We start from the raw sequence: 18981 nt of genomic DNA on the forward strand, positions 1-18981 counted from the left end.
GGACCGGCGATCACGCCGCGAGAGCGGTGCTCCGTTCGCCGTAGCCATCGACGGCGAAGGCCCGGACCAGTTCGTGCATCGTGTAGGTGCCGGAGCCGCCCTCAAGGGCGCCGGCGTCCGCCAGCAGGTCGAGGATCTGACCGGTGGCGGTAACGGGCCGGTCGAGGACGCCGGCAAGGTCGGCGAGGGTCATGGATTCCGGGTACGCACATCGGGCGATCCGCACGAGCGCGTCGCTGAGCCGGGGATCGAGTTCGTCGAGCCAGGCCCCGAAGGTCCCGGTGATCGACATCCGGGGGTCGTCGATCAGGGACATCCGGGCGAAGCGGTCGCCGCGCAACCACGTGACACAGTCGGCGATCCGGGTTCGCGGGCGGACCTGCAATCGAGCCGCCATGATCCGCAGGGCCAGCGGGAAGTTCCCGCAGAGCGCCGCCAACTGGTGCACCGCGCCGGGTTCGGCTGCGGTCCGGTCCGGTCCGAGTAGGGCCGAGAGGAGTTCGAAAGCCTCGTCGTCGGTGAAGGGGTCGAGCCGGTGCACGCGGCCGCCGTGCGTCGCCACCAGCCCGGTGAGGCTCATCCGGCTGGTGATGAGCACCGAGTGTCCGCCGTCGAGCGACAGGACCCCGCGGATCTGCTCGGCGTCGAGCACGTCGTCCAGGATGAGCAGGGCCGGGTCCGCCGCCCCGGCAACCTGGAGCCGCACCAGCTCGGCGGTCAGCTCCACGGGCGTTCGGGCCGTACCGTCGGGCCGACGCATTCGGAGCGTGGCGTGGCCTGCCACGGACCTGGCCCGCAGTTGGTCCGCGACGTGTAGCGCCAGCGCGGTCTTGCCGATGCCCGGTGCGCCGGTCAGCACGACCGTACGCGGGCCCGGCCGATCGTCGCCGAGCCACCCGGTCAGCAGCGCGACATCCGCCGCCCGCCCGGTGAAGTCGCTGGTCGCCATCGGCGGAGGGGACTCCTCCGTCCTCGCCGCGCCGCCGGTGGTGATCGGGGCATCGTTGGCCGCGCCGACGGGCGTCAGCTCGTCACCGCGCAGAATCGCGGCCTCCAGACGTTGCAGCGACGGGCCTGGGTCCAGGCCCAACTCGTCGAGGAGGTACCGCTTGACGTTGCGGTACTCGACAAGCGCCTCGGTCTGCCGGCCGGTGCGGTACAGCGCCTCGATGAGCTGCTCCGCGAAGCGCTCGTGCCCCGGGTGCGAGCGGGCCGCTCGCCACAGGTCGGGCAGCACCTCCCGGCAGCGGCCGAGCATCAACTTGAGGTCGTGCACCCGTTCGGCGGCCCGCAGCCACTCCTCGGTCAGCCGCGGCGCCTCGTCCCGGCACAGCGCGTCGGACGGCACGTTGGCCAGCAGCGCGCCGCGCCACAGCCGCAGGCCCTCCGTCAGGCTGTGCAGCTCGGACTCGGGATCCGTCTCGTTCTCGGCCCGACCCACCAGTTGGCGAAACCGCAGCAGGTCGAGCGTCTCGGCGTCCGCGACGATGCGGTAGCCGCCCGGAACGGACTCGATCACGTTGCCGGCGATGCCGTGCTTGGCGAAGAGTCGCCGCAGGCGAAGGACGCAGGTCTGGAGCGCGGCCTTGGCCGAGGCCGGCTGCTGCTCGCCCCAGATCGCGCCGAGCAACGAGTTGATCGACACCACCGCGTTGGGGCGGAGTAGCAGGGCAGCCAGCAGAGTGGTCGGCTTGGATGGCGGGAGCACGGCGACGTCACGCCCGTTGGTCAGGTTCAGTGTGCCTAGGATTTGAAAACTCATGCGCCGGAATTGGGCTACGCCCACAGTTTCAATATTCGCGAGACTCGTCATTGCGTCGTCCTGCTCAACAGATACACACCGTTTCTCCCCCCACTCGACACCGATGACCATTGCGGGATGATTTCGACCGCGCTCCCCTCTTGGGGGATTAGCGCTTTCGCTCTGCGGTGCTGTAACAAGTTTGTTGAGTTGGCAATAGGAGGGTCAAGGAACGACCGGCGGTAAGAAGCTGCATGGCAGCTTTCCCACGAATGGCAGGGCCGCCTCGTCGCAGCATCGCCGCTGGTAGCGGGCGGGTGGCCGAGCCGCCATCCACGGTCACCGCCGCAGGTGGGCGAGCGCGGCGAGCGTCATCGCCGAGATGCCGGTCGGCAGGGCCAGCGCCACATGCGGGGCGAACGCGGGAGAGTGGTTGGCGGGCACCGGGACCGTCGCGGCCGTCGACCATTGTCGAGGGCTGGTGACGCCCAGCAGCCAGTAGACCGTCGGTATGCCCGAATGCCCGTGCACATCGCTGCCCTCGTCGCCGAAGAGCGGGAAATCCTCGGTCGCCATCGCTCGTGGCCAGGACGCGATCCGCGCGGCGCCGAAGGCAGCCTCGTGCGCCGCACGGACCACGGCGGTCGCCGTGGCATCCGGCAGGTTCACCGGCGAGGAGGAGACCGTACGGATCTCGGGATCGGAGTCCGCTCCGGAGGCCGCGCACTCGGCCCTGACAATCCGGGTGACCGCCGCGACCACCCGGTCCAGGGTGGCGGTGGCGAACGCGCGGATCGTCAACCCGATGACGGCCTCGGCGGGGATGACGTTGCCCGTCTCGCCGGCTCGCAGCGAGCCGACGGTGAGCACGACCTGCTCAGCCGGGTCCACCTCCCGGGACACGACCGTCTGCAGTCGGAGCACGATGGCCGCGGCGATGACCACGGGGTCGATGGTGAGGTGCGGCGTCGCCGCGTGACCGCCCCGACCGAGGATCGTGATCTCCAGGGAGACGCTGCCGGCCATCACCGGGCCGGCGCCGAACGCCAGCATCCCCGCTGGAAAGGGTGCGCTGTGCTGGGCGAGGACGACGTCGGGTCGACCGGTCAGGTCGTACAGGCCCGCCGCCAGCATGGCGCGGGCCCCCTCCAGGGTCTCCTCAGCGGGTTGCCCGACGATGGCGAGCGTCCCACTCCATTGCTCGCGGTCGGCGGCCAGCACGGTGGCGGCCCCGGCCAGACAGGCGAGGTGCAGGTCATGCCCACAGGCATGCATCACCGGCACCTCCCGGCCCTGGGGCCCGGCGGCCACCTCACCGCTGGCGTACGGCAGACCGGTCTCCTCCTTGACCGGCAGCGCGTCGAGTTCGGCGCGGAGCAGGACGGTCGGGCCGACGCCGTTGCGCAGGACGCCCACCACACCGTGGCCACCGACCTCGGTGGACACTCGATAGCCGGCTCGGCCTAGCCGCTCGGCGAACGTGCCCGCCGTCCGTGCTTCCGCGCCAGACAGCTCGGGGTGGGCATGCAGGTCGATGTAGAAGGCGGCGGCCTCGCGCAGGGACGCGCTCCGGCCAGACATGGGCTCAGTGGCTGATTTCATCCAGAAGTCCTTTTAGTACCGGCGATTTTCGGGAAGGCCGCCGAAAGAAGGTGACCGATTCCTGTCCCGTACGGAAGGAATTTCCCCAAACGAGTCGCGCCATCGGCGGATGAGCGGAATTGCAGTGGTCGAACGGATCTTGCACCCCCGCACGGCGGCTGATAACTTGCGGGCATTTCCATATGTTGAGCTGTCGGGGTGGTGAGGTGACCCGGTGAAGGCTGAGGACCACCGACAGGGAAACCGGCCAGAGCGCACAATCACTGTTGAAGCGGCCAATCTCTACCAGTGGATTCTTCAACGGGGCCAGGTATCCAGCGCAGAGTTGGAGGACGCCACGACCGTCCTTGGACAGTCGCCTGAGGAGTTGGCCGAGGCCCTGGCTTCGCTGCTGGCCCTGCGGCTGCTGCGGCACGCGCCCGACGAGCCCGACGTGCTCGTGGCGAACAGCCCGGATTCGGCCGTCGCGGAGCTCGTCGCCCCCCTGGAGTTCGAGGTTCGTCAGCGCCAGCGCCGGATGGAGGCGCTGGAGGCGACCCTGCTGGCCTTCAACCCGATCTACTTCAACACCCGCCAGGTCCGCAATCGGCGTGAGGCCATCGACATCATCGACGAGGTCGACCGGGTCCGCGCCACTCTCGCCGGGATCGCCCGGCGGTGCACGGTCGAGGTCTTCAGCGCCCATCCCGGGGTGCTATCGGACGGCGCCATCGAGGAGTCCCTGCCGAAGGACCTCGAAATGCTGGCACGCGGGATTCGAATAAGAACGGTCCACCAACACCCGGTGCGTGTCCATCCGCGCATGCGCCCTTTCCTCAAAGAGCTCGTCGATGCGGGCTGCGATGTGCGCACCCGAGAAGAGATCACCGACCGGATAATCATCTTCGACCGTGAGATTGCAGTCATTCCGAACATGCTCGCGAGCGGCGCGGTCGTCCTGCGGGAGCCGTCCGTGGTGGATTACCTGTATCGCTCGCTGGAGCAGGTCTGGGCCTCGGCCCTGCCCTTCGACGACGAGACCACGCCGAACGGTGGCTACGGAGTGGCCGGCGACGACCTCAAACGGGCACTGCTACACCTGCTGGCGGCCGGCCGGAAAGACGAGTTCATCGCTCGCAAGTTGAGTATCTCGGTGCGCACCTGCCGGCGGCACATCGCAGAGATCATGCATGACCTCGGTGCGGAGAGCCGGTTCCAGGCCGGGGTGCTCGCGCGGCAGCGCGGGCTATTGGACGATCTCACCGAGGCGGGGTGAGGACGGCCGTGTCGGTCAGTCCCAACCTGTGGAGTTCCCGCCGCTGAGGATCCGCATCTCGCTCTCCCTTCCGGTGGCGATGATTGCCGGTCGTGTCGCCCGGCATACCCAAATTCTGCGCGGGCCGGGCGGCGGCGAACAGCCGCAGGAACCTGCGTGACATGTTGTTCCGTGCGGCCGCCCGCCGGTCATGCTCGGTCCAGCGGCACCACCCAGACCGGCGCGTACCTGATCAGGAGCTGGTGTGATGACCTGCCTTGATGACCTGGTCGTACTCACTGCGCCGGGCGTCGTATGCCTGCTCCAGGAAGGTCTCCGAGTCAGGCCCGATCGGCAACCGCAGCGGCGGAGACTCCATCTGACCGAGCCGCCAGACGACGTCGGCGAAGAGTTCGGGAGAGTTGATTCCCGCCGTGGTGTTCATGCCGCGTAGCGCGCCGAGCATGCCATCGTCGACCGGCAGGTAGTCGGCGATGCGGCGCTGCGGCAGCACCAGGTTGGCGCTGTAACCCGTGGCGAAGCCGCCCGGCTGCAGGATGGTGACCTTCACCCCGAGGTGTCCGGCCTCGGCGGCCAGCGATTCGGCCGCTCCTTCCACCGCGAACTTGCTCGCGGTGTACGCGGCGAGGCCCGGGAAGGGCACCATGCCGGCGACCGAGCTGACGAAGACGGCGTGCCCCCGGCGCTGCGCCCGCCACAACGGCAGCACCGCACGGGTGAGCCGCCACGGCCCGAAGACGTTGGTGTCGAACTGCGCGGCGAGCTCCGCGTCGGAGACCTCCTCGAAGGCGCCGAACTGTCCATAGGCTGCGTTGTTGACCAGGACGTCGACGCCACCGAAGGCGTGCACCGCCCGCTCGACGGCTGCCGCGCACTGCTCCGGATCCCGCACGTCGAGGGCAGCAGCCACCACGTTGTCCGGATGCCGCGCCACCAGTCCATCCAGGGTCTCCGGCCGTCGGGCCGTTGCCACCACCTGTTCGCCCTCGGCGGCGAGCCGGCCCGCGAGGGCCAGACCGAGTCCGCTGGAACACCCGGTGATCAACCAACACTTCGTCATGCTCTCCACCCGCCCTATCCATTGAGTGACTTTGCGATTGCACAGTGTCAGATGCGGTGTGGAGAGTGAAGACAGGTCGACCGTCGCCAACCGGACGAGTCAGGTATCCGGCGCGAAGCCCGGTCCGCCGATTCGGGAGTTGGCACCACCTTCCCTGATTGGGCAGTGGCACGCAGTGCCGCCGCGCCACCCCATCCTCGCCATCGAGTGCCATCACTGCCGCCCGCCTCCCTGACAGCGCCCAGGTCCGCCAGTCGGCGCGCACGCCCGGCCCGACCCTTGCGGGTAAATGTGACCCATGGCACAGTGTTGGCACTCAGTGCCGCATCTGAACGGCCTGGCGGCACAGCGTGCTTAGGCAGGAGATCCGCTATGAAGCGAGTGCTGCGAGTTCGTGGAAGATCGAGACGATTCCCCGCCGGGCTGGTGCTCGCCACCACGTTGGTGGGCGCGACGGCGATCCTCGGGCCCGCGCCGGCCGCCGCCTCGCCGGGCACGACCCTGAGATGCGCGGAGTTGGCGGGGAGAGAGATCCCGGCATCAGCGATCGGTTTGCCGACCAGGGGCGGCCGCGTCGGGTCGGCAAGCCTGGCGACCCAGACCGTGGGTGGCGAGACCGTCGAGTACTGCAACGTCGGCGCGTCGCTCTTCCCGGTCGATCCCTCCGCGCCGGACATCAGGCTGCAACTCGCCATGCCGCGCGACTGGAACCACAACGCGATGATGTTCGGCGGCGGTGGATACAACGGAACGATTCCCAGCATCGCGCAGAACATGCCATTCGGGCGTCCGGACCAGCCAGCGCCCCTGGCTCGCGGCTACGCGACGTTCGCGAGCGACTCCGGACATCAGGCAGGTCCCGCAGGGTCCCTGGACGGGTCCTTCGGCATGAACGACGAGGCGCTGCGCAACTTCGCCGCCGGCGACGCGCTCAAGAAGACCCACGACGCCGCCCGGTACCTCATCCGTCGTGGCTACGGCGCAGAACCCGGCCGAACGTTCTTCGCGGGCGGCTCGACAGGCGGTCGTGAGGCCCTCGTCGTCGCCCAGCGGTGGCCGGACGACTTCGATGGCGTCATCTCCGCCTACCCGGCCTGGAACAACACGGCGGAAATCCTGCACCTCGGATACCTGGCGCAGGTGATGTCCCGGCCTGGCGCATTCCCCGGGCCCGACAAGCAGACCCTCCTCTACAACAGCGTCATCGCGGCCTGCGACGGGCGGGATGGTCTCCAGGACCACACCGTCTCGAACCTCGACGGTTGCGACTTCGACCCCCGGACGCTCCGCTGCCCCCGGGGCGCCGACACCGGCCCGACCTGTCTCTCCGATGCGCAACTCACATCGGTGATCGCGGCGTCCACGCCGTTCGTGTGGCCGTACCGGATCGCCAGCGGTGAGCGCTACTACCCCGGCTTCCCGCTCCTCTCCGGTGCCGACATGAGGACGCCGATCCTCGGATTCGGCACCTCCGCGCCCGCCAACCCGATGCCGGTGACGAGCGGATACGGGGTCCAGTACTGGGACCAGTGGGTGAAGTACTTTCTGACGAGGGATCCTGGCCACAACTCCCTCGATGTCGACCCTCGGCGACCAGGGAAGTGGCTCCCCCGCATCAGCCACCTGTCCACCATTCAGGATCGCAACAACTCCGACCTTCGTCCCTTCGCCCGATCCGGCGGAAAGCTGCTCCTCCTGCACGGGGCCGCGGACGAGTTGGTCTCGCACCGCTCGACGAACGACTACTACCGACGGGTGCTCGATACGGTCGGGCCCCGACAGGCCTCAGAATTCATGCGGTACTACCTCGTGCCCGGGGCGAACCACGCCAACTTCGGCGCACCCGCCTTCGCTGCCAACTGGGACTCGCTCTCCGCTCTGGAGCGGTGGGTCGAGAAGGGACAGCCGCCGGTCGCGCCGGTTGCTGTGGACGGCAGGAACGGCCGCACGCGCCCGCTCTGCGAGTACCCGGGCTGGCCCAAGTACCGCTCGGGTGACCCCGACAACGCCCAGAGCTTCGTCTGTGTGCGCTGACGATCGCCGTCGGCGCGCCTTCGCCGGGCCTCGACCGCCGACGCCGCGCGACGCCGACCCTCTCCGCTCTCCCAAAGGTCGCCTGGAAGGAAGCAGTGTGACGACGAACGGCCGGGTGGCGCTGCGCACGCAGGCCCTGACGAAGGTGTTCCGCGGCTTCCGCGCGGTCGACTCGGTGGACCTGGTGGTCCGCGAGGGCGGCGTACACGCGTTGGTAGGTCCCAACGGCGCGGGGAAGACCACGCTGTTCAACCTGCTGACCGGCTTCGTGGCTCCGACGTCCGGGGCGATCAGGGTGTTCGACGAGGACGTCACCGGCAAACAGCCCGAGCAGGTCGCTCGCCGGGGGGTGGCCAGATCCTTCCAGATCACCAGCCTCTTCGAGACACTGACCAGCCGCGAGCACGTGGAGCTCGCCCTCCAAGGGCTCACCCGCCAGGGGTTCCGGTTCTGGCGGTCGGAGAAGCTCCTCGGCGGCAATCGCACCCGGGTGGATGACCTGCTCACGCAGGTGGGGCTGATGACGCTGGCGGACAAGCAGGTCGGCCTGCTCGCCTACGGGCAGAAGCGCGCGCTGGAGCTGGCACTGGTGCTGGCACTGGACCCACGGGTGATGCTTCTCGACGAACCGACGGCCGGCATGGGGACCGAGGACGTCGACCGCACCATCGAGCTGGTCCGGCGCATCGCGGCAGGTCGCACCGTGGTGTTCGTCGACCACAACATGCACGTCGTCGGCAGCCTGGCGGACCGGGTGACGGTGCTGCAGCAGGGCAAGATCCTCGCCGAGGGCGCCTACGACGAGGTCCGCAACGACGAACGGGTCATCACCGCCTACCTGGGCGAGGCCGACCATGCTTGAGGTCACTGCTCTGAATGCGTGGTACGGCGAGGCGCAGGCGCTGCATGAGGTGAACGTGCGGGTGGGCGAGGGCGAGGTCGTGACCCTGGTCGGACGCAACGGTGCCGGCAAGACCACCCTGGTGCGGTGCCTGATCGGCCTGCACCGGCAGGTCAGCGGTGCCGTCTGCTTCCTCGGCCGCGACGTCACCCGGCTGCCGGCCCACCAGCGTGCCCGCGCCGGCATGGGCTGGGTCCAGGACGACCGTGGCATCTACGCGAGCCTCACCGTGGAGGAGAACCTGCTCCTCCCACCCAGCGTCTCCGAACGGGCATGGACGCTCAAGCGGGTCTACGAGGCGTTCCCCGAGCTCGCCGGTCGCCGAAAGGCCGGGGGCACCACGTTGTCCGGTGGGGAGCAGCAGATGCTGGCCATCGCCCGGGCACTCCGGACCGGCGCCTGTCTGCTGCTGATGGACGAGCCCTCCGAGGGCCTGGCCCCGGTGGTCGTGGCGCGGATTCGAGAGATCATCCGCGAGGTCAAGGCCACCGGCGTCGGCGTGCTGCTCATCGAACAGAACGTCACGTTCGCGGCCACCGTGGCCGATCGGCACTACCTGCTCAGCCAGGGCCGCATCGTCGAGACCCTCGACACCGCCGACCTCCAACGGCGTGAGGGCGAGCTGCTCAAGCATCTCGGCATCTGACCCGTCGAGCAGTCGACGCGACGCACCCGACTCCAGACAGGAGAACCACCATGAACAGCAGACAGATTCGGGCCGGTGCCGTGGCCATGACCGGAGTCCTGCTCCTCGGCGCCTGCGGTGGCGGTGGCCCCGGCGGATCCGGTGGTGACTTCACTGACGGCAAGCTGGTGCTCGCCATCCTCAACGACCAGTCCGGCATCTACAAGGACGCGTCCGGGCCCAACTCCGTCAAGGCCGTGAAGATGGCGGTGGCCGACTACCAGAAGAAGTACGGCGATCGGGCGGTCGTCGACGACATCGAGGTGACGTCGACCGACCACCAGAACAAGCCGGACATCGCCAACACCAAGGCCAAGGAGCTGTACGAGCGCGGAGGCGCGGACGTCATCCTCGACGTGCCGACCTCGTCCGCGGCCCTGGCCGTCGCCAACCAGGCGAAGAGCCACAAGAAGCTGTTCCTCGACGTCAGCGCGGCGACCACCGCACTGACCGGCGCCCAGTGCAACAAGTACACCTTCCAGTGGGCGTACAACACCTACATGCTCGCCAACGGCACCGGCACCACCGTCACCCAGAACGGCGACAAGAACTGGCACATCATCTACCCCGACTACCAGTTCGGCCAGGACATGACCAAGTCCTTCACCGAGGCGATCAAGGGTGCGGGTGGCACCGTGCAGGGCACCATCCCGACGCCATTCCCAAACGACAACTTCGCGACCTTCCTCACCAAGGCCGGCAGCACCAATCCTGACGTGATCGGCACGATGCAGGCGGGCGGCGACCTGATCAATGTGGTCAAGCAGTTCAACGAGTCGGGGTTGAAGGACAAGGGCATCAACCTGGCCGTGGGGCTGATGCTCATCACCGACATCCATTCCCTGGGCGTCGAGCAGTTCGCCGGCACGATGTTCACCGACGCCTGGTACTGGAACATGGACGCGGAGTCGCGCGCGTGGGCGGACCGGTTCCGCGACGAGACCGGAGCCCGGCCGACCTTCGAACATGCTGGCAACTACTCCGCCGCGCTGCAGTACCTGGAGGCGGTCCAGGAGGCCGGCACCGACGACGCCGACGCGGTCGTCGGCAAGCTCGAGGGCAAGAAGATCAATGACATGTTCCTGCGCAACGGCGAAGTTCGCGCCAAGGACCACCTCGTGGTCCACGACGCGTACCTGGCCCGCGTCAAGAAGCCGTCGGAGGTGAAGGAGCCCTGGGACTACGAGGAGATCGTGACCACGATTCCCGCCTCGAAGGCATTCCCGCCCGCCGAAGCGTCCACCTGCTCGAGGTGACCGGGGTGATCCGGTTTCGTACGCCCCCGGCGTCCCTCGGCGCCCAGGATCAGCAGCAGGAAAGGAAGGCATGAACGCACTGCTGCAGTACGCCGTGCAGGGCTTGGCGGCCGGCAGCTTCTACGCGCTGGCCGCCCTGGGACTGGCGATCATCTTCGGCGTCCTGGGGGTGGTGAACTTCGCCCACGGCGCGTTCTACATGCTGGGCGCAGTCACCGCGGCCGTCCTGCTCGACACCCTCAACCTCACGCTGTGGTGGTCACTGCTGGTGGTGCCGGTGCTGATGTTCGCCTTCGGCGTCGTGGTGGAGCGGCTGTTCGTGCAGTGGCTTCTCCGGCTCGACCCGCTCTACAACTTCCTGCTCACGTTCGGGCTCACCCTCGTCCTCGTCGAGTTGGTCAAGCAGAAGTACGGCGTCTCCGGGTTGCCGTACACGCCTCCGGAGGCGCTCCAGGGACGCGTCGAGCTGGCCGGCGTCGTGCTGCCCCGCTATCAGCTCTTCGTGTTTCTCTTCTCCGTGGCGATCTGTGTACTCGTCTGGTTGGTGATGACGCGGACCAGGGTTGGCATGATCGTTCGGGCGTCGACCGAGAAACCCGAGCTCGCCCGGGCGCTGGGCATCAATGTCGGCCGCTGGGTTACTCCGGTGTTCGGCTTCGGCGTCGCGATCGCCGGCCTGGCCGGCGTGCTTTCCGCACCGTTTCGCGCGATCACGGCCGACATGGGCAACAACTTCGCGATCATTCTGTTCGCGGTCGTGGTTATCGGGGGGCTCGGTTCGATCGTCGGCGCCGTGGTCGCGGGTTTCCTGGTGGGCCTGGTGGAGGCGTTCGGTCAGGCCTACGCCCCGACGTTCGCGCAGGTCCTGATCTTCGTCCTGATGGCCCTGGTCATCCTGGTCCGCCCCGCCGGGCTGTTCGGACGCAAGGAGGCGACGGCATGAGCCAGTCTACGGCTACTCCAGCCCCGGTCACCGAGGCGCACCCGGTGGTCGCGGCGGCAAACCCGAGGCTGCGATGGGTACTGCTGGCCGGCGGCCTGGTGGCTGCGCTGGCACTGCCATGGTTCGTCTATCCGCCGGTGGCGATGGACATCGTCGCGATGGCCTTGTTCGCGATCGCACTGGACATCCTGCTCGGCTACACGGGTCTGCTCTCCTTCGGACACGCGGCGTTCTGGGGAAGTTCGGCCTATGTGACGGGCCTGATCGCGACGAACTACGGTGTGCCGTTTCCGGTGGCCATCATCGGCGGCGCGCTGTTCGCGATGATCCTCGCGCTGCCCGCCGGGTACCTGTCGGTGCGCCGGTCCGGGATCTACTTTGCGATGGTGACCCTCGCCTTCGCGCAGATGGTCTACTTCGTCGGGTACCAGTGGAGCGGCCTGACGGGTGGCGAGAACGGCCTGCAGGGCGTACCCCGGCATTTCTTCGGCGTCGAACTGGTGGAGACCGACTCGTTCTACTTCTATTACGCGGCCCTGCCGATTCTCCTGCTCGGCATGTGGGCCGCCTGGCGGATCGTGCACTCGCCGTTCGGACGGGTTCTGGTGTCGATCCGCGACAACACCCAGCGCGCGCGGGCGTTGGGCTACGAGGTGGACAAGTACAAGGTCGTCGCGTTCGTGCTATCCGCCGGACTGACCGGCCTGGCCGGCGGTGTGTTCGCCATCAACCACGGTTTCGTCGCGCTGACCGAGCTGCACTGGAGCACCTCCGGCGAAGTCGTGCTGATGACGGTGCTCGGCGGTATCGGCACGCTGTGGGGAGGCGTCCTCGGCGCGACCCTGGCCGTGCTGCTCGCCGATTACCTCGCCTCGTCCGGCTTCGACGGCATCGACCTGGTCACCGGCTCGGTCTTCGTCCTCGTGGTGCTGCTGTTCCGCCGTGGGCTCTGGGGTACCGTTCGTCACCAATGGCTGGCCTGGCAGCAGCGCCGTTCGTCGCGCCGCACCAGATCAGGAGGGGGCACCCGTCGGTGACGTCGCGCAGAATACTCGAGACCAAGTATCGGATCTCCGAGACGGCAATGGCCCTCTTCCTCGAGGAGGGGTACGCGAACGTCACCGTCGAAGCCGTCGCGGAGGCGTCAAGTGTGTCCCGCCGCACCGTCTTTCGACACTTCGAGAGCAAGGACGAGCTCGCGTTTCCGGACCACACCGAACGCCTCAGGCTCGTCGAGCGATGCCTCAATGACGCCGCCCCTGGCACGGACCCGGTAGAGGCCGTCATCGCCGCCACCGAGGAGTCACTGCGCGACTTCCTCACTCGGCCCGAGCTCGTCCTGCGGCGTTACAAACTGACGCGTGTCGTTTCCGAGCTACGGAAACGGGAGGTCATAGAACACGAGCGGTACGTGGCGCTCACCCGGTCGTTCCTGCGCGACCATCTAGCGGCCGACGCCCCACCTTTCCAGGCGACGGCCCTTGCCGCCCTCATCGACGCGATCCACCGATCCGCGCTCGGAAACTGGGTGCGTAGCGCCGGCGCGACCGATGCCATCGCCGAGGTGGAGGCGGGCATGGAATGGGTTCGCCGCCTGATGGCCCACCAGTCGACCTACTCCGCCTCCCCGCTACTGCTCGCGGCGCTGCCGGACACACCGCACAATCGCCGCGTCCTGGTCTCGTTGCGGGACGCGGCAGCGGAGGTGCTCTAGTCGCGGCGGCCAGAGCGCCTAGTGCACTCGTCGGGAACCGCTGCCGGCGCCCCGACGTCCAACGGATGGTCAACATTCGTAGCGCCGTAGACGAGAGGTGCCCACACCCATGATTACGGAGAGCAATTCGTTCTTGACGGAGAGATCTTGTCTCATTAAGGTATCGACATGTCTAGATCGGTTTCATTCCGAGCATTGACCGTCACCTTCGCCGCCGCCCTAGTGGCTGTCGCTGGGCCAATCAGCGCGTCGCCCGCCCTTGCCAGCAACTTCGGGTCCACGGGGACAACAGGTATCACCGGGACAACCAACGGCGTGTGGTTGACGACCAGCGCGAGTTTCGTCGTCGGCAGGATTTCGCTTACGAGTACCTACAGCAGTGCGGTGACCACCGTCATGAACGGGCAGTACAACCCCACCGACCTGAACGTCTCCATCGCGTCCCCAACGTACTGCGACTCCAGCCTCGATACCTGCATCTACGATTCCGACTATGGCGACAACGGGCTGAACGGCTGGAACGCCTGCGATGGACCGACGAGCGGCAGCCACCCGAACATGCGCTGCGCGACCCAGTGGGTGCGGATCAACCAGCAGTACAACCCGCCAGCGAACCGGATCGTCTGCCACGAGGTCGCCCACAGCGTCGGCCTGCGGCACACGTCGGAACAGGCTTCCTGCGTAAAGCGCACCGCTGATGGCGGAAACTCATCAACCCTGAGCACCCACGACCGAGGACACCTCAATGCGACCTACTGAGAAGGCCAACGACCCACGCCGGGCACGAAGGGTCGCCACTATCGCGGCGCTGTTCCTCGGCATGTCGATGTCCCTGGCGGCGTGCGCCGAGCCACGCTCGAGCAGCGGCCCAACGACAGATTCGGCCGAGGCGCAGAATTCTGACGAGCGCTTCTGGCAGACGTTCCGGGTCTCCGGTGACGAGGTGGAGCCCTATGTCGCCCTCGACTCTATGGCGAAGACCGCTGACGCGACCGTACTGGCCCGCTTCGGCAAGGTAGGAAAGATCCGCACCCTGACCGCCGAGGGTAACGACACGGTCCACTACGTATCCGTCGAGCTGGCCGTCACCCGACAACTCGCGGGCAACGGCAGCCTTCCTTCGGTGGTCCCGCTCGAATTCATGGTTATTCCCGGGCGTGGACAATCGATCAATAGGGTCGCCGAGGAAATGTCCGCATCGCTCCCGAAGGACGACATGGTCCTCTTCCTACGCGCCAAGAAGGGGAATGGTGAGGCAGGGCTGTACCGCGTAGTCAACTCTCGCGGACTCTGGGCATCGACATCCCGTGACACCCTCGACACACCCTTGGCCGAAGAGCCGGTGAAGGACGAGGCGCAGTACAGGGGCGACATCGCCAAGGTGTCGACGATCTCAGAACTCGCCAACCTCGTCGACAACCTGCGGTAACGCCCACGTCAGCGCAGGGCCAACCGGACCACGAACTGGCAGCCCTCGGCGGTGTTTCGCACCTCGACCCGACCTCCGTGTGCCTCCACCAGGCCACGAACGATGGCCAGGCCGAGCCCTCCGGACGCCCCACCGTCACCCGGGCCGGGGGTACGGGCCGGTTCACCACGGAACGCGATGTCGAACAGCCGGGGAAGGTCGGCCGGGGGGATGCCGCCACAGGTGTCGGTGACCGACAGCCAGGCGTGGTCCTCCTCGCGGCCGGCTTCGATGCGTACCGTGCCGTCTTCCGGGGTGTAGCGGACCGCGTTGAGCAGCAGGTTGGCCACGACCCGAGCCAGCTCCGGTTCGCTCGCGGCCACCGTCGGCCAGCCGGACTCGCTGGCGATCAGCTTGATTCGGCGCGCGTCGGCCAGCGGGGTGGTGCTGGCCAACGCGTCCGACACCACCTCGGCGAGCGGCACCGCCGTCAACGACAACCGCAGCGCTCCCGCGTTGATCCGGGACAGCTCGAACAGGTCGTCGACGAGTCGGGTCATCCGGTCGGTCTCCAACCGGATCCGGCGGTGGTACTCGTCGACCGTGTCCGGATCACGGACCACCCGGTCCTCCAGCGCCTCCGCCATGGCCCGCAGCCCGGCGAGCGGGGTACGCAGGTCGTGCGAGACCCAGGCGACCAGGTCGCGCCGGCCCTTCTCCAGTTGCCGTTCCCGCTCCCGGGCCTGGTCACGCCAGACCGCGGCGCGGGCCAGTCGACGGCCGAAGTGCCCGCCGACGGCGAGGCTGACCACCGCTGCCGCCGCGACGGTGATCAGCACCACCTCAAGGTCGTGTGCGGAGAGGAACATCGCTTCCGCGACCGCCATCACCCCCACCGCGACGGCGACCACCGTGGTGGTGAGCAGCACGCTGAGGTGCACGGTGATCGAGCTGCGTCGAAGCGCCCGCAGCAGCACCGCGCCGGCGAGTCCGATGCCCAGTGCCCCACCGAGGGAGATCGCAAAGATCAGTAGTACGTCACGCATCGGCCGGCTCGTACCGGTAGCCGACGCCCCAGACAGTCACGATCCGCCGCGGATCGGCCGGGTTGGCCTCGATCTTCTCCCGCAGCCGGCGTACGTGCACGGTCACTGTCGAGTGGTCCCCGAAGTTCCATCCCCAGACCTGCTCAAGGAGTTCGGCACGGCCGAACACCCGCGACGGATGCCGCATGAGGTAGGCGAGCAGGTCGAATTCGCGCAGCGTCAGGGCCAGGTCGCTACCGGCGAGGCGGGCGGTTCGGGAGCTGGTGTGCACCACCAGGCTGCCGTCGGTGAGCGCCTCCGGCCGCTCGGGCGGCGACTCACTGCCGGCACGACGCAGCACCGAAAGGACCCGCAGCACCAACTCCCGAGGGGAGAAGGGCTTGGTCAGGTAGTCGTCCGCGCCGAGCTGCAGCCCGAGGATCCGGTCGGACTCGTCACCGCGCGCGGTCAGCATGATGATCGGTACGCCGTCCGGCTGGGCCCGCAACTCCCGGCACACCTGGAGGCCGTTGATCCGGGGCAGCATCAGGTCAAGCACGACCAGGTGTGGCGCCTGCCGCTGCACCGCCGCCAGTGCCGCCGCGCCATCCGCGGCAAGGCTCACCTGGAAGCCGTCGTTCTCGAGGTAACGACGAATGACGTCGCTCACCGTCTGATCGTCGTCGACCACCAGCACCCGCTGTGTCACAAGCCTCCCCGTTCCGACCCGTCGATGTCTCCCCCACCGGTCCGTCGGCCCAGCCTAGCCACGCGTCGGTGCCCGCCCACACCAGCAAACCTTGCGAGGTTCTTACGGCCGCCTTCGCAGACCCGCCCGGGCGTACCCGGGGTCATACGGTGACCGGAATGCGGATACTTGTCACCGGGGCAGCCGGATTCATCGGTTCACACGTCGCTGACCTGCTCAGCGAAGACGGGCACGAGGTGGTGGCCGTCGACGCGCTCCTGCCCGAGGCGCACGGTGCGACACCACCATCCTGGGCCGAGCGGCACAACCTCGTGGTCGGCGACGTCCGCGACGGCGAGCTGCTGACCCGGCTCCTGGCCGGGGTCGACGCGGTCTGCCATCAGGCAGCCATGGTCGGCCACGGCATCGACCCGGCCGACGCTCCCCGGTACGCCGCGCACAACGACCTCGGCACGGCCACCCTCCTCGCGGCGATGCACGCCACCGGGGTACGCCGCCTGGTGCTGGCCAGCTCGATGGTGGTCTACGGCGAGGGCCGCTACCACTGCCCGGCTCACGAAATCGTCCGGCCTGCCGGCCGCCGGGCCGCCGACCTGGCCGAGGGCCGCTACGAGCCGACCTGCCCGCGCTGTGACCGGGCGCTCTCCCCCGGTCTCGTGCCCGAGGACGCGCCGTTGGAGCCGCACAGCACGTACGCCGCCACGAAGCTGGCCCAGGAACACCTCGCCGGCGCCTGGGCCCGGCAGACCGACGGATCGGTCTGGGCGCTGCGCTACCACAATGTCTACGGTCCACGGATGCCCCGCGACACCCCGTACGCCGGGGTGGCGTCGATCTTCCGGTCGGCCCTGGCCGCCGGGCAGCCGCCCCGGGTGCTGGAGGACGGCCGGCAACGGCGCGACTTCGTCCACGTGACTGACATCGCCACGGCCAACCTGCTGGCCCTCACGACGCCGGCTCCGGACCCCCTGGTCCCGGTCAACGTCTGCTCGGGTGAACCGCACACCGTCGGCGAATTGGCCCACGAGTTGGCCTCGGCCATGGGCGGGCCAGCGCCGGTCACGGTCGGAGGCGGGCGGGCGGCCGACGTACGGCATGTCGTGGCCGATCCGGCGCGCGCCACCCGGCTGCTCGGCTTCACCGCCCGAATCGGTTTCGCCGCTGGCATAGCGGACTTCACCACGGCGGTGATGCGGGATCCGGCATCGGTCACGACACCGTCCACAGTAGGTGGTTGACGGCGAGGGCCGTGGCGGCCTGGGCCGCCAACCACATCCGCCGGTGACGGGTGGGCAGGTGCGCGGTGGCGACGAGCAGCCAGACGGTGAACGGTAGCCAGATCCGCTCGACCTCGGCTTTGCTGAGCCCGGACAGATCCGCCGCGAGCACGGCCACCGCCGCCGCGATGGGCAACCACACGGTGGGTCCGGCGCTGGCGACCCTTTGTCGGAGGGCAGTCGCGGCCGGTGGTCGGATCGACACGGCGGCCACCGCCCGCCGCAGCGCCGGCCCGACCACCGGGCCAGCCGAGAGCAGCAGGGCGGCGAGATTCGCCCAGACCCAGTAACCGTAGGGACGTTCCGCCGCCCAGCCCTGGTAGTAACGGCGTGCCACCAGGTGGTAGCCGTCCAGCCACCAGAAACCGGCGAGGGTGAACGCGGCGACGACGGCCGCGACCGCCGTCGCCGCGACCAGGAGCACGCCGAGACGGTCCCGCGCCCGGAGCAACACCACTGTCAGCGCGAGCAGCCCGACCAGGACGAACCCGTACGACAGGTAGAGCGCGAAGCCGAGCAGCAGCCCGCCGAGCGCGGCCGAGGGTCGGCCACCCGCCGCCAGCAGCGCCAGCCCAGCCGCGACCACCGCGACGAAGATGCCGTCCCCGGATGCGCCCACCCAGACCGCCCCCGGGAAGAGGACCAGGAACGGCCACACCGCCCGGGCCGCGTCCTCGACGCCGAACGCCCGCAGCGCCACCGGCACCGAGACCGAGACCGTGGCGCCGAGCAACACGCAGGCGAGCCCGGCGGCAGTCCCGCCGCCCAGGCCGATCCGTTCCAGCCAGACGAAGAACAGCAACGCTCCCGGCGGATGACCGGCGGTGTGGGTGGACCACGAGTCGGGCTGGAAGTCGAGGATCCGGTCGGCGAAGCCGGCCAGCATGATTCCGACATCGGTCACCCGGGGCACCTCGTGCAGGTACTCGGCCTGCACGGTGAGCCGCTCGGTCAACCCCGCGGACCAGCCGTCCACCAGGGCCAACGACAGTGTCCAGAGCACCGAGGCGACGTAGCCGACCGCAAGCAGCCGCGGCCATCGGATGTCGGCGCCCCAGCGCGTCCCGCGCCAGACGAACAGCGCCGCGACGAGGAGAGCGACGGGGGTGCCGAGCCCCAGATGGGGCCCCCAACTGGCGTAGAGCGGAGCCGCGTCGGCATGCAGGCGCACGCCCCGATGGTTGAGCAGCGCGCCGACGGTGACGGCGACGGCGAGCAGGGCCACCTCGGCACCGAGGACGATCACGTCGGCGGACCGGGGTCGTCCCGGCCGGGTCATCATGGTCATGGTGACGGCCGACGATACGACCTCCGACCAGGGATCCGACAGCCAGCCGGGGAGACGTCAGGGAGTCGTAAGATCCGTTGCCG

General features: G+C 68.6%; 17 protein-coding genes. 11 read left to right on the plus strand and 6 right to left on the minus strand.

The window, feature by feature from the left end; all coding sequences use genetic code 11:
- Positions 1-10: 10 nt before the first annotated feature.
- Both IF46_RS0104705 and IF46_RS0104710 read right to left on the minus strand, forming a co-directional pair.
- Positions 11-1762: an AfsR/SARP family transcriptional regulator gene (locus IF46_RS0104705; protein WP_030487026.1), complete on the minus strand. Its 1752-nt coding sequence runs from the start codon at positions 1760-1762 to the stop codon at positions 11-13.
- A gap of 318 nt (positions 1763-2080) precedes the next feature.
- Complete coding sequence (locus IF46_RS0104710) at positions 2081-3343, minus strand: amidohydrolase (protein WP_084597754.1); 1263 nt, start codon at positions 3341-3343, stop codon at positions 2081-2083.
- Positions 3344-3557: 214 nt separating this feature from the next.
- Here IF46_RS0104710 and IF46_RS0104715 point away from each other — a divergent pair, with 214 nt between their 5' ends.
- Positions 3558-4598 carry a helix-turn-helix transcriptional regulator gene (locus IF46_RS0104715; RefSeq protein WP_157562586.1) on the plus strand — a complete coding sequence of 347 codons (1041 nt, stop codon included), beginning with the start codon at positions 3558-3560 and terminating at the stop codon, positions 4596-4598.
- Between the two features lie 232 nt (positions 4599-4830).
- Here IF46_RS0104715 and IF46_RS0104720 read toward each other — a convergent pair whose 3' ends face one another.
- Positions 4831-5658: an SDR family oxidoreductase gene (locus IF46_RS0104720; RefSeq protein WP_030487029.1), complete on the minus strand. Its 828-nt coding sequence runs from the start codon at positions 5656-5658 to the stop codon at positions 4831-4833.
- A gap of 372 nt (positions 5659-6030) precedes the next feature.
- Between IF46_RS0104720 and IF46_RS0104725 the strand changes: the two genes are divergently transcribed.
- From IF46_RS0104725 to IF46_RS0104765, 9 genes are all read left to right on the plus strand, one after another.
- Complete coding sequence (locus tag IF46_RS0104725; protein WP_036391019.1) at positions 6031-7692, plus strand: tannase/feruloyl esterase family alpha/beta hydrolase; 1662 nt, start codon at positions 6031-6033, stop codon at positions 7690-7692.
- A 97-nt stretch (positions 7693-7789) separates the two neighbouring features.
- Positions 7790-8554, plus strand: a complete 765-nt coding sequence (locus IF46_RS0104730; protein WP_232233932.1) for an ABC transporter ATP-binding protein — start codon at positions 7790-7792, stop codon at positions 8552-8554.
- Positions 8547-9239 (plus strand): ABC transporter ATP-binding protein, encoded by a 693-nt coding sequence (locus IF46_RS0104735; RefSeq protein WP_030487032.1) that lies wholly within the window; start codon positions 8547-8549, stop codon positions 9237-9239. Before IF46_RS0104730 ends, IF46_RS0104735 begins: the two co-directional genes overlap by 8 nt.
- Before the next feature lie 50 nt (positions 9240-9289).
- Positions 9290-10534: an ABC transporter substrate-binding protein gene (locus IF46_RS0104740; RefSeq protein WP_051723644.1), complete on the plus strand. Its 1245-nt coding sequence runs from the start codon at positions 9290-9292 to the stop codon at positions 10532-10534.
- 70 nt (positions 10535-10604) lie between these two features.
- Positions 10605-11477 carry a branched-chain amino acid ABC transporter permease gene (locus tag IF46_RS0104745; RefSeq protein ID WP_030487034.1) on the plus strand — a complete coding sequence of 291 codons (873 nt, stop codon included), beginning with the start codon at positions 10605-10607 and terminating at the stop codon, positions 11475-11477.
- Complete coding sequence (locus IF46_RS0104750; protein ID WP_030487035.1) at positions 11474-12514, plus strand: branched-chain amino acid ABC transporter permease; 1041 nt, start codon at positions 11474-11476, stop codon at positions 12512-12514. The genes IF46_RS0104745 and IF46_RS0104750 overlap by 4 nt, the downstream gene beginning before the upstream one ends.
- Positions 12448-13191, plus strand: coding sequence for a TetR/AcrR family transcriptional regulator (locus tag IF46_RS33070; protein WP_051723645.1), 744 nt, complete (start codon positions 12448-12450; stop codon positions 13189-13191). Before IF46_RS0104750 ends, IF46_RS33070 begins: the two co-directional genes overlap by 67 nt.
- A gap of 195 nt (positions 13192-13386) precedes the next feature.
- Complete coding sequence (locus IF46_RS34225; protein ID WP_198041352.1) at positions 13387-13950, plus strand: M57 family metalloprotease; 564 nt, start codon at positions 13387-13389, stop codon at positions 13948-13950.
- Entirely contained in the window at positions 13937-14620 is a 684-nt protein-coding gene (locus IF46_RS0104765) for a hypothetical protein (RefSeq protein WP_157562589.1), read from the plus strand. The genes IF46_RS34225 and IF46_RS0104765 overlap by 14 nt, the downstream gene beginning before the upstream one ends.
- An 8-nt stretch (positions 14621-14628) precedes the next feature.
- On the opposite strand, the gene IF46_RS0104770 is transcribed toward IF46_RS0104765, so the two are convergent.
- Complete coding sequence (locus IF46_RS0104770; RefSeq protein WP_030487039.1) at positions 14629-15645, minus strand: sensor histidine kinase; 1017 nt, start codon at positions 15643-15645, stop codon at positions 14629-14631.
- Positions 15638-16333 carry a response regulator transcription factor gene (locus tag IF46_RS0104775; RefSeq protein ID WP_030487040.1) on the minus strand — a complete coding sequence of 232 codons (696 nt, stop codon included), beginning with the start codon at positions 16331-16333 and terminating at the stop codon, positions 15638-15640. The genes IF46_RS0104770 and IF46_RS0104775 overlap by 8 nt, the downstream gene beginning before the upstream one ends.
- 158 nt (positions 16334-16491) lie before the next feature.
- Here IF46_RS0104775 and IF46_RS0104780 point away from each other — a divergent pair, with 158 nt between their 5' ends.
- Entirely contained in the window at positions 16492-17571 is a 1080-nt protein-coding gene (locus IF46_RS0104780) for an NAD-dependent epimerase/dehydratase family protein (protein ID WP_030487041.1), read from the plus strand.
- On the opposite strand, the gene IF46_RS0104785 is transcribed toward IF46_RS0104780, so the two are convergent.
- Positions 17543-18898 carry a hypothetical protein gene (locus IF46_RS0104785; RefSeq protein WP_051723646.1) on the minus strand — a complete coding sequence of 452 codons (1356 nt, stop codon included), beginning with the start codon at positions 18896-18898 and terminating at the stop codon, positions 17543-17545. The genes IF46_RS0104780 and IF46_RS0104785 overlap by 29 nt on opposite strands.
- Between the last annotated feature and the right edge of the window lie 83 nt (positions 18899-18981).

It is taken from the genome of Micromonospora chokoriensis, assembly GCF_000718555.1.
Lineage (GTDB): Bacteria > Actinomycetota > Actinomycetes > Mycobacteriales > Micromonosporaceae > Micromonospora > Micromonospora chokoriensis_B.

Bases quoted from the DNA above. Each gene is read 5' to 3' on its own strand.
- IF46_RS0104725 (WP_036391019.1), top strand. From the start codon at position 6,031: ATGAAGCGAGTGCTGCGAGTTCGTGGAAGATCGAGACGATTCCCCGCC.
- IF46_RS0104780 (WP_030487041.1), top strand. From the start codon at position 16,492: ATGCGGATACTTGTCACCGGGGCAGCCGGATTCATCGGTTCACACGTC.
- IF46_RS0104745 (WP_030487034.1), top strand. From the start codon at position 10,605: ATGAACGCACTGCTGCAGTACGCCGTGCAGGGCTTGGCGGCCGGCAGC.
- IF46_RS0104740 (WP_051723644.1), top strand. From the start codon at position 9,290: ATGAACAGCAGACAGATTCGGGCCGGTGCCGTGGCCATGACCGGAGTC.
- IF46_RS0104765 (WP_157562589.1), top strand. From the start codon at position 13,937: ATGCGACCTACTGAGAAGGCCAACGACCCACGCCGGGCACGAAGGGTC.
- IF46_RS33070 (WP_051723645.1), top strand. From the start codon at position 12,448: ATGGCTGGCCTGGCAGCAGCGCCGTTCGTCGCGCCGCACCAGATCAGG.
- IF46_RS0104750 (WP_030487035.1), top strand. From the start codon at position 11,474: ATGAGCCAGTCTACGGCTACTCCAGCCCCGGTCACCGAGGCGCACCCG.
- IF46_RS0104710 (WP_084597754.1), bottom strand. From the start codon at position 3,343: ATGAAATCAGCCACTGAGCCCATGTCTGGCCGGAGCGCGTCCCTGCGC.
- IF46_RS0104785 (WP_051723646.1), bottom strand. From the start codon at position 18,898: ATGACCATGATGACCCGGCCGGGACGACCCCGGTCCGCCGACGTGATC.
- IF46_RS0104770 (WP_030487039.1), bottom strand. From the start codon at position 15,645: ATGCGTGACGTACTACTGATCTTTGCGATCTCCCTCGGTGGGGCACTG.
- IF46_RS0104720 (WP_030487029.1), bottom strand. From the start codon at position 5,658: ATGACGAAGTGTTGGTTGATCACCGGGTGTTCCAGCGGACTCGGTCTG.
- IF46_RS0104735 (WP_030487032.1), top strand. From the start codon at position 8,547: ATGCTTGAGGTCACTGCTCTGAATGCGTGGTACGGCGAGGCGCAGGCG.
- IF46_RS0104705 (WP_030487026.1), bottom strand. From the start codon at position 1,762: ATGAGTTTTCAAATCCTAGGCACACTGAACCTGACCAACGGGCGTGAC.